At 48.5% G+C, this 10048-nt stretch carries 8 protein-coding genes; 7 read left to right on the top strand and 1 reads right to left on the bottom strand.

What is annotated here, in order from left to right:
• Positions 1 to 55 precede the first annotated feature (55 nt).
• From LOZ80_RS12905 to LOZ80_RS12880, 6 genes are read left to right on the top strand one after another with little or no spacing between them, the layout of a single operon-like run.
• A complete protein-coding gene (locus LOZ80_RS12905) occupies positions 56 to 1429 on the top strand; it encodes an aspartate aminotransferase family protein (protein WP_238171816.1) in 1374 nt (457 codons plus the stop codon).
• Between the two features lie 15 nt (positions 1430 to 1444).
• The gene (locus LOZ80_RS12900) at positions 1445 to 2701 is read left to right on the top strand and encodes a M20 family metallo-hydrolase (RefSeq protein ID WP_238172974.1); all 1257 of its coding nucleotides are present in this window, start codon (positions 1445 to 1447) and stop codon (positions 2699 to 2701) included.
• The gene (locus LOZ80_RS12895; RefSeq protein WP_238171815.1) at positions 2698 to 4062 is read left to right on the top strand and encodes an NAD(P)-dependent oxidoreductase; all 1365 of its coding nucleotides are present in this window, start codon (positions 2698 to 2700) and stop codon (positions 4060 to 4062) included. Before LOZ80_RS12900 ends, LOZ80_RS12895 begins: the two co-directional genes overlap by 4 nt.
• Positions 4055 to 5350 carry an NAD-dependent dihydropyrimidine dehydrogenase subunit PreA gene (gene preA, locus LOZ80_RS12890; RefSeq protein WP_238171814.1) on the top strand — a complete coding sequence of 432 codons (1296 nt, stop codon included), beginning with the start codon at positions 4055 to 4057 and terminating at the stop codon, positions 5348 to 5350. Before LOZ80_RS12895 ends, preA begins: the two co-directional genes overlap by 8 nt.
• Before the next feature lie 2 nt (positions 5351 to 5352).
• On the top strand, positions 5353 to 6795 hold the full coding sequence (gene hydA, locus LOZ80_RS12885) for a dihydropyrimidinase (protein ID WP_238171813.1): 1443 nt from the start codon (positions 5353 to 5355) through the stop codon (positions 6793 to 6795).
• A complete protein-coding gene (locus LOZ80_RS12880; protein WP_238171812.1) occupies positions 6788 to 7003 on the top strand; it encodes a hypothetical protein in 216 nt (71 codons plus the stop codon). The genes hydA and LOZ80_RS12880 overlap by 8 nt, the downstream gene beginning before the upstream one ends.
• On the opposite strand, the gene LOZ80_RS12875 is transcribed toward LOZ80_RS12880, so the two are convergent.
• On the bottom strand, positions 7000 to 8280 hold the full coding sequence (locus LOZ80_RS12875; protein WP_238171811.1) for a PucR family transcriptional regulator: 1281 nt from the start codon (positions 8278 to 8280) through the stop codon (positions 7000 to 7002). The genes LOZ80_RS12880 and LOZ80_RS12875 overlap by 4 nt on opposite strands.
• Before the next feature lie 124 nt (positions 8281 to 8404).
• Between LOZ80_RS12875 and LOZ80_RS12870 the strand changes: the two genes are divergently transcribed.
• Positions 8405 to 9847, top strand: a complete 1443-nt coding sequence (locus tag LOZ80_RS12870; RefSeq protein WP_238171810.1) for a CoA-acylating methylmalonate-semialdehyde dehydrogenase — start codon at positions 8405 to 8407, stop codon at positions 9845 to 9847.
• Positions 9848 to 10048 lie beyond the last annotated feature (201 nt).

The raw sequence follows: 10048 nt of genomic DNA, 5'->3' as shown, positions 1-10048 counted from the left end.
AACGTGGAACGGAACTGTCTGCGCTCCTTTTTTTTATCAAAAGGGAGGCTGGAATATGAGCTCACAGAGCACAGAAGATCCGATAACGAAAGAGCAACTGCTGGAGAACGATCGCAAATATGTTTGGCACCATATGAGTGCGCATAACGAGAATCCAATGATTATCGCCTCCGGGGAAGGCAGTTGGGTGCAAGACGTGGATGGCAATCGCTACCTGGACGGTATGTCAGGTCTATGGTGTGTGAATGTGGGACACGGGCGGCAAGAAATTGCGCAGGCAGCGGCGGAACAAATGATGAAAATTGCTTATGCCACCCTTGTGCAATCCCACATTCCAGCAATTACGCTTGCCGCCAAATTAAATGAATGGCTGAATGGCGAATATCGCATTTTTTACTCCAATTCGGGGTCGGATGCTAATGAAGTGGCTTTCAAAATTGCCAGACAATATCACCACCAGAATGGGAAGCCGTCGAAGCATAAGTTTATTTCACGGCATCGCGCTTATCACGGAAACTCAATGGGAGCTTTAGGTGCAACAGGGCAAGCGCAGCGCAAACTCAAATATGAACCGCTAGGCGTAGGCTTCCAGCATGTGCCGCCGCCCTATTGTTATCGCTGTCCTTTCGGTCAAACGAAGGGGACTTGCCAATTGCAATGCGCCAAAGCGATTGAGGATGCTATCGTCTGGGAAGGAGCGGATTCCGTTGCGGCTGTGATCATGGAGCCTGTGATTACTGGTGGCGGAATGATTGTGCCGCCGGACGAGTATTTGCCGATGATTCGCAGCATATGTGATAAGTATGAGGTTTTGCTGATTATCGATGAAGTGATCTGCGGCTTCGGACGTTCCGGCAAGCAATTCGGTCATACAAATTACGGTGTGAAGCCCGACATTGTGACCATGGCCAAGGGGCTAACCAGTGCGTACTCGCCGCTGTCAGCCACAGCCGTTTCGGCTGAGTTGTATGAATCGTTTAAGGGGCAAGAGGCGACAAGTCATTTGAGGCATATCAATACGTTCGGAGGGAACCCGGTCTCTTGTCAGGTAGCGCTGAAAAATATCGAGATTTTGGAAAAAGAAAACTTAGTAGCTCGTTCTGCATGGATGGGGAAGCAGTTTAAAAAAAGATTAAAACCTTTGCTGCTGCATCCAAATGTGGGTGAAATCCGTCGATTTGGCTCCGCTTTGGGAATTGAATTGGTGGAGGATCGAGTGAGTAAAGTGCCAGCGACGGCGGAGCGCGTACTTGCCTTTATCACGGCCTGTAAAGTAAAGGGACTGTTGATTGGGAAAAATGGCGATACCGTCCCTGGATTTGCAAACATTCTGACATTGAGCCCGCCGCTATCATCCACAGATGAAGATGTTGATTTTATCGTAGATACTTTACTCGCTGTTTTTAAAAACGATCAGAAGAAAGGATGAAGCTCATTGCCAATCATGCCTCCTCTACAAATTAATGCCACCCGATTAAACGAACGTATACAGGCACTTGCCCAAATCGGTAAAATTGGCGAAACAGGCGTTTGCCGACTCGCCTTGTCTCCGGAAGATCGTGCAGGTGTTGAACTCGTGAAGACGTGGATGGAAGAAGCGGGAATGGAAGCTAGTATCGACCCTTTTGCCAATCTGATTGGCGTGAAATATGGCAAGGACCCAGCAGCTCCCATCTTGATGCTAGGCTCGCATGTAGATTCACAGCCTTATGGCGGCCGTTATGATGGAGCGATCGGCGTGCTTGGCGCTATTGAGGTTGTTCAACGCTTAACGGAAGAAGGGGTGCTGCCTGCGTGCAATATTGAAGTTGTAGCTTTCTGCGATGAAGAAGGCTGTCGATTCAATAAAGGGTTGTTTGGGGTTAGAGGAATGACGGGTCGATTAGAAACAGACGACTTGGAGCGAACGGATAAAAACGGTGTGACTCGCAGAGAAGCGCTGCTGCAATTTGGATGTGATCCTGCTGATATCGCAGATTACGTGTTTCAGGAAGGTCGGGTAGGCGCGTTTCTGGAGCTGCACATCGAGCAAGGACCTATTCTCGAATCCATGGATGAACCTATCGGAATCGTTAGCGGAATCTCTGGCCCCTTATGGCTCACGGTTGAAATGACCGGCTTCGCGGGGCACGCCGGCTCTGTCCCGATGTCGATGCGTCACGATGCACTACTGGGCTGCGCCAAAATCATCGTAGCCCTGAATGAGCTCGCTCAACAAGACCCAGGGGCATCCACGGTTGGCACTGTTGGCTCCCTAGCGGTTTTCCCGGATTCTCGCAATATTATCCCGGAAAAAGTAACGTTTACGATCGATTTGCGAGATATCGATTTAGCGCGCCGGCATGCACTTGAAGCGCAGTTGCTTCAGGTCATCGACAACGTATCCAGCGAACATGGCCTTGCTTACACGATCCGCGAGGACACGAACAGTGAACCCAGATATTGTGCGAATTGGATTAAGGAAACGCTGCATGAAGAAGCGAATGTGATGGGCCTGAAGCCGCCTGAACTTATGAGCGGACCCTTTCATGATTCGTTAGCGATGTCTCATGTCTGCGACTACGGGATGATATTCGTAAGATGTCTCGAAGGCATCAGCCACAATCCCAAAGAATTTGCGAGTATTGAGGACATCGCCTTAGGGACAGAGCTGTTATATCGAGTGGCACGCCGGATGACTTCTGGAGGTGAAGGGAGATGAGCGCAGCATTTATCTCATTAACGGATCTGAAACGCAATTTCGCTGAAGTAAAGGCTGGGATGAAGCCGAAAGAAGCGATGGAAGAGTCGAATCGTTGTCTGTTTTGTTATGATGCCCCCTGTGTTCGTGCCTGTCCGACGGGGATCGAGATTCCTTCATTTATCAAGAAGATTGCCTCTGGCAATCTCAAAGGGTCGGCCCGCACGATCATGGAAGCCAATCCGGTGGGGGCGACCTGTTCAAGAGTATGTCCAACCGAGGAATTATGCGAAGGAGCTTGTGTACTTAATCATTCGTCCAAGCCTATTCTCATCGGGCAATTGCAGCGGTATGCGACAGATTGGGCGATTCGAAATGAGCAAATCTTATTCGAAGCGGGAACCAGCAACGGAAAGTCCGCAGCGGTCATCGGAAGCGGGCCAGCCGGACTATCCGCAGCTCGGGAACTGGCTCGCTTAGGTTTTAAGGTAACCGTCTATGAAGCCAAAGCGCAGGCTGGAGGCTTGGATACGTACGGAATCGTTTCCTTTCGATTGCCACAGGAAATATCTCTCTGGGAAGTCGACCAGATTGAGCAGTTGGGCGTAGACTTTCGTATGAATACGAGAGTGGGCACGGATATAAGCGTGGAAGAGATTATGCAAAGCTATGATGCGATTGTACTAGCTGTAGGGATGTCGAAAGTTCCGAATCTCGGCATCGCAGGCGAAGACTTTACTGGCGTGTATGATGCAATTGCATTTGTAGAGTCGACCAAAGGCCAGACAGAGCTGGATACCTCGCTTATCGGCAAGCGAGTGGCTGTCATTGGAGCTGGCAATACCGCGATCGATGCGGCAACCTGCTCGGTCAGGCTTGGCGCCCAAGCGGTTCAAATCGTATATCGCCGTACGCAGGAAGAGATGACGGCCTACGATTTTGAGTTTGATTTCGCCAAACAGGACGGCGTGGTTTTCAGATGGCTGACGGCACCCACTCGCATCATTGGAGATCAGAATGGGCAAGTCATTGCAATTGAATGCTTGCAAATGGAGCTCGTGGACGTGGACGCGGGGCGCAAACGACCGGTCCCCATCGAAGGATCGGAGTTTACGATTCCGGTAGATGCGGTCATCAAAGCGATTGGGCAAACGCGTCATCTGCCTTTAATTGAACAATTCGGACTTGTTCATACTCGCGGAACGGTGATGGTGGACCCGAAGACTGGGCAGACCTCGAATCCGCGTATTTATGCAGCCGGGGATTTTATTTTTGGCGAAGGTCAAGGAGAGGCCATGGTCGTCTCAGCCGCGCAGCAAGGGAAGCTTGTCGCTTATGCCATCTATAACCAACACTTAACTGGAGGGATTCAACATGGCTGATTTGCGTATCAATCTTGCTGGTATTGTCTCGCCAAACCCTTTCTGGTTGGCTTCGGCGCCACCGACGAACACCGGTTACCAGGTACAGCGAGCTTTCGAAGCGGGATGGGGCGGAGCGGTTTGGAAAACACTTGGAGACCCGATTATTAATACATCCTCGCGTTTTGCTGCTGTTCATTTTAATGGTCAACGGGTTGCCGGTTTTAATAATATTGAGCTGATTACGGACCGTCCGCTTGAGGTGAATCTCAAAGAGATTTATGAAACGAAGAAAAAGTTTCCGAATCATGCAATTATCGTCTCTTTGATGGTGGAGCCGAAACAGGAGAAGTGGCATGAAATTGTCAAGAAGGTCGAAGCTGTCGGCGTTGACGGTTTAGAACTGAATTTTGGTTGTCCGCACGGGATGGCCGAACGCGGGATGGGGGCGGCTTCGGGACAGCAGCCGGATCTCGTCGAAGCACAAACGATGTGGGCGAAGGAGGCGGCGACAACACCGGTTATCGTCAAGCTGACGCCGAACATAACAGATATTACGAGCACTGCGAAGGCGGCGGTGCGAGGCGGCGCGGATGCGATATCGTTAATTAATACGATTAACTCTTTGGCTGGAGTCGACATCGACACATGGCATACGATTCCTCATGTAGGAGGAAAGGGCTCCCATGGCGGTTACTGTGGACCGGCTGTGAAACCAATCGCACTTCATATGGTTGCTGACTGTGCTAGAAATCTTGATGTTGGTGTACCCATATCCGGTATAGGTGGGATCTCCAATTGGCGGGATGCGGTCGAGTTCATGTTAATGGGGGCGACAGGCGTACAGGTGTGTACAGCGGCGATGCATCACGGATTTCGGATTGTTGAAGATATGATTGATGGGTTGAATAATTATTTGGACGAGAAAGGCTTGGCTAGCGTCAGTGATATAGTCGGGAAATCCGTTCCGCGCTACTCGGACTGGGGCAACCTTGATTTGAATTATGCGGTTGTCGCCCAAATAGATACTGAAACGTGTATCAGCTGCAACAAATGTCATATTGCTTGTGAAGATACCTCGCATCAATGCATTGACCGGTTAACCGATGAGAATGGCGCAACTTATCTGAAGGTTCGCGAAGAAGATTGTGTCGGCTGCAATCTGTGCGCGATTGTTTGTCCGGTAGAAGGCGTCATTTCGATGGTTGAAGTCGCAGGAACCGATGCCCCGCTAACTTGGAATGAACGGCAGGCGGCGATCGCCAAGCTAACGGATGGCAAGGATTCCAACAAGAAGGAGGCTGTCTAACTATGGCCAAACTCATTCAGAATGGCACGATCGTTACCGCTGTGGATCAATATCAAGCAGATATTCTTATTGAGGGTGGCATTATCACACAAATTGGACGAAATGTCGTGCGGGAAGGCGCGGAAATTATTGACGCTGCAGGGCATTATGTGTTTCCTGGCGGAATTGATCCGCATACGCATTTGGATATGCCTTTTGGCGGCACGGTGACGGCAGATGACTTCGAGACCGGCACGAGAGCAGCCGCTTTCGGCGGAACGACGACAGTGATTGACTTTTGCCTCACGAATAAAGGCGTTCCTCTGAGTCAATCCGTTCAAACGTGGCATCACAAAGCGGCAGGCAAAGCTGTGATTGATTACAGTTTTCATCTGATGATTGCCGAAATCACGGATGATGTATTGGCAGAGCTCCCGAAAATGATTCATGAAGAAGGCATTACGTCGCTTAAGGTCTTCATGGCTTACAAAAATGTGTTCCAAGCCGACGACGGGACCTTGTATCGAACACTGCTGGAGGCAAAACGCCACGGCGCTTTGGTGATGGTTCATGCCGAAAATGGCGATGTGATCGAGTATTTGATCAAGGAAGCGCTGGAAGCCGGGAATACGGATCCGATCTATCATGCCTTGACGCGGCCATCTTTGATTGAAGGCGAAGCGACGGGGCGTGCGGCCAAGCTTACGGAACTAGCTGGATCCCAGCTATATGTTGTTCATGTTACTTGCGAAGAAGCTGTACAGCAAATTACCGCTGCGAGAAATAAAGGGGTGGACATATGGGGAGAAACGTGCCCGCAGTATTTGGTGCTGGATCAGACTTATCTAGAGCAGCCGAACTTCGAGGGTGCCAAATATGTGTGGTCGCCGCCGCTTAGACCAAAGTTTCATCAAGAGGCGTTATGGACCGCTCTGAGAACAGGTCAACTGCAGACGCTAGGTTCTGACCAGTGTTCCTTTAACTTTGTAGGGCAAAAGGATTTGGGTCTTGATGATTTCAGCAAAATACCTAATGGAGGGCCTTGTATAGAGGATCGCTTCTCCATCCTTTATTCCGAAGGCGTAGCCAAGGGAAGAATTACGCTCAATCAATTCGTAGACATCGTCTCAACACGAAGCGCGAAGCTGTTTGGTTTATATCCGAAAAAGGGGACGATCGCCGTCGGTTGCGATGCGGATATCGTGATTTTTGATCCCTATATATCTCGGGTCATTTCCGCTGACACGCATCATATGAACGTTGACTACAATCCGTTTGAGGGACTGGAAATCAAGGGTGAGCCAGTGACGGTCCTTTCACGCGGGGAATTCGTCATTCGCGATAAAAAATTCGCAGGCACACCGGGTTCGGGTCAGTTCATTAAACGGGAGACTTACCAGGCAGCTTCGGCAGATCTGAAGCTATTGAAGGAAGCTGCCGAAGATAAGGGGGCTGCCCATGTCTGACTTTGAGCAGGTTCAATCAGAAAAACAAAAGCTTGATGACTTCATTTCGCAGAAATTTAGAATCGTTCATGTGAAAGAAGATCTTAGCGGCGCTTGGCTCGATATGCAGCATCCTGGCGGGGAAACCGCTACGCTTCATCTGACTACAGCCAATGCGCGGAAATATGCCGCTGTGATCCTTATTGCTCAAGAAGTGGACCAGACTTAATCCATCATGCCGTTGAGATATTCATAGCCGTGCAAGGCAAGCTCAATCGTTATTCGTTTGTGCGGCTGCATGTAATCTGAGCCCAGCAGCGCAGCTATTTTATCAAGCCGATGGTATAGTGTTTGTCTGACGATAAACAGCGCTTTGGCTGTTTCTTGTTTGGATCCGTTCAGAGCGAGGTACACTTTCAATGTTTTTAAAAGCTGGCTGTTTCTCTCGCGATCCATACTTAGCAGGCTTCCGATGTAATCCTCTATCAAAGGACCCAACTCACCGGATTGTTTCAAATGATGGAGAATCTTATAGATATGCAGTTCTTGATAAAAAGGCCTACGGAGTGGTCCTACTTCTCTTTGAATCGCTATCGTTTCTAAGGCAGATTCGTAGCTGCTCTGCAGGAGTGTGAAGTTCGTTATTGGTTTCCCGATTCCGAATAAGGAGGAGAACACAGTGGGATCTTGATTCATCTCTGTTTTCGGCAGTCGTTGGATGACTTTAAGGATTCGCTCCTGTATTGGTGATGTTGGCAATTGATCGATTAAAATCAGCACCATTTGATGATGAAGGACGGTTGGCAGCAGGTAGAATCCCTCATTTTCAAATAGGGCCATTGCCGTCATTTGTTTGTGAATGATAGAAGTATCGTGATTTTTGAGGCTTTGCAAGGTGGATTTGCTGTCAAATACACAGACGATGGCTTGATTCAGTTTTAACGTCGATTTAAGCGTATGTAAATAATTTCGAATTTCGACTTGTGAGTGTTGGGCGCTTAACCAATCAGCCAGCCAAATTTCCTGCTTAAGACGCAGTTTTTCTTCCAAAAACGGAGTAGGGGATTGTGTCGTTTGATACAGTTCGGAGACCATTTTGTGATGTTGGTGGATAAAGTAAGCGTGCAGATCCTGCGTGATGTCGATATACCTGACTTGCTCGTGGAAAAAGATGAGAGGGAAATTGGCGCATTGAGCTAATTGCTTCATACGTTCGATCGGTTGTTTCGTGTACGTGCCTAATTCGATGCACAAGCCGGAGGCGCCACTGTCGATGAGCTGCTGCAAGAAAGAGAGGCTGAGTTCTTCGTCATCATGCCAGCCAATGCCTGTGTTGAGTATCAATTCATTGCCATTGAGCAAATGTCCGACTTGCGTAACTTCCATAATATGAACCCAATGAACGGTGCGATTCAAAGCTTCTTCACTGGCGATCGCTTCGGCTTTTTGAAATAAGGGACGCTGCAAAATATCTCGAACGGTTAATTGAAGAATCGTTTGAACCATCTGGATTCACCTCATTTATGTTAATTAATATGACATTGAATTAGGTGTTTTGTAATTTTACTTATTATACAATGTGTCCAATGATTTGTGGAGAAATTTTCATTCAGCCAGGAGATGAACGAATATGAAGGTGTTGCAGAATCTCATTAACGGGGTATGGATCGATTCAACAAGCACAATGACGAGTGATGTTATTAATCCGGCCACAGGAGAAGTCATAGCAAGCGTTCCCTTATCAACGGTTCAAGATGTTGAAGGAGCAGTGGCTGCCGCTCAGGAAGTTTATGGAACATGGAGTAAAACGCCGGTGCCCAAACGAGCAAGAGTCTTATTCCGTTATTGGCAGTTATTGCAAGATCACGAGTCAGAACTGGCTGAACTGATCACAGCTGAGAACGGCAAGAGTTACAAAGAAGCGCTTGGTGAAGTTCTGCGAGGAATAGAATGTGTTGAATTTGCTGCAGGCGCACCTTCACATATGATGGGGGCAACATTAGCCAATATTTCCGCAGAGATGGATTCAGAGTTGTTTCGTGTGCCATTGGGGGTTGTTGGCGGAATTACGCCATTTAACTTTCCTATGATGGTGCCATGCTGGATGTTTCCATTAGCTATCGCATGCGGGAACACATTCGTCTTGAAACCGTCGGAGCGTACACCTTTAACGGCTACGAAGTTGGCAGAGTTATTCCAGGAAGCGGGACTTCCGGATGGAGTGTTGAATGTTGTTCATGGCGCACAGGATGTCGTGAATACTTTAACTACAACGCCATATGTGAAGGCAATTTCCTTCGTAGGTTCTCAGCCCATTGCCAAATATGTGTATGAGAAAGCCTCATCTGCGGGTAAACGAGTGCAAGCGCTAGCAGGCGCTAAGAACTATCATATTGTCATGCCGGATGCGCATATTGAGAAATCGGTCGAAAATATTATCATGTCATCCTTCGGAAGTGCAGGGGAGCGATGCATGGCCTGCTCAGCAGTAGTGGTTGTTGGCGATGGCCGAGCATTCGTAGAATCGCTGCAACAATCTGCGGCTAATATGGTGATCGGCAATGGGGTAGAGGACGCGGTGACTTTGACACCGGTCATTCGCGATGAACAGAGAACCCGAATTGAGAGCTATATTGACAAAGGGATGGAAGAAGGCGCGAAACTTCTGCTAGATGGGCGTTTGGTTCGGGAACGAGCAGGAGAAGGGTATTTTCTTGGGGCGACGATATTTGATCATGTTCAACCGCAGATGACGATTGCTAAGGAAGAGATTTTCGGCCCCGTCTTATCGATACTTCGCGCAGCAGATTTGGACGAAGCACTGACGCTTGTGAATCAATCGCGATTTGGCAACTCGGCCGTCATTTATACGGAGAATGCTAAAGCGGTAAGGAAATTTCGTGAAGAGGTCGACGCGGGAATGCTGGGCGTGAATGTTGGTGTTCCAGCGCCGATGGCATTTTTCCCATTCTCAGGCTGGAAAGATTCTTTCTATGGAGATCTTCATGCGAACGGTAAGGATGGCGTTGAATTTTATACGAAGAAAAAGATGATTACTTCTCGTTATTTCTAAAAATTGGGGTGAGCGAAGCTCACCCCAATTTTATTGACAATCACCGCAGATAGCTTTGCTATGGAGGCTTTCGGTCTCAAGGGGCATTAATGAACTGTATGATGCTTATTGACCGGAAAATGGATACTTTGGAGATATAATGAACTGTATGATGCTTATTGACCGGAAAATGGCTACTTTGGAGATTTAATGAACTGTATG

It is taken from the genome of Paenibacillus sp. HWE-109 (assembly GCF_022163125.1).
Lineage (GTDB): Bacteria > Bacillota > Bacilli > Paenibacillales > NBRC-103111 > Paenibacillus_E.
The sequence above is the reverse complement of the archived record's forward strand: the minus strand, read 5'-3'. Positions and strand labels throughout refer to the sequence as shown.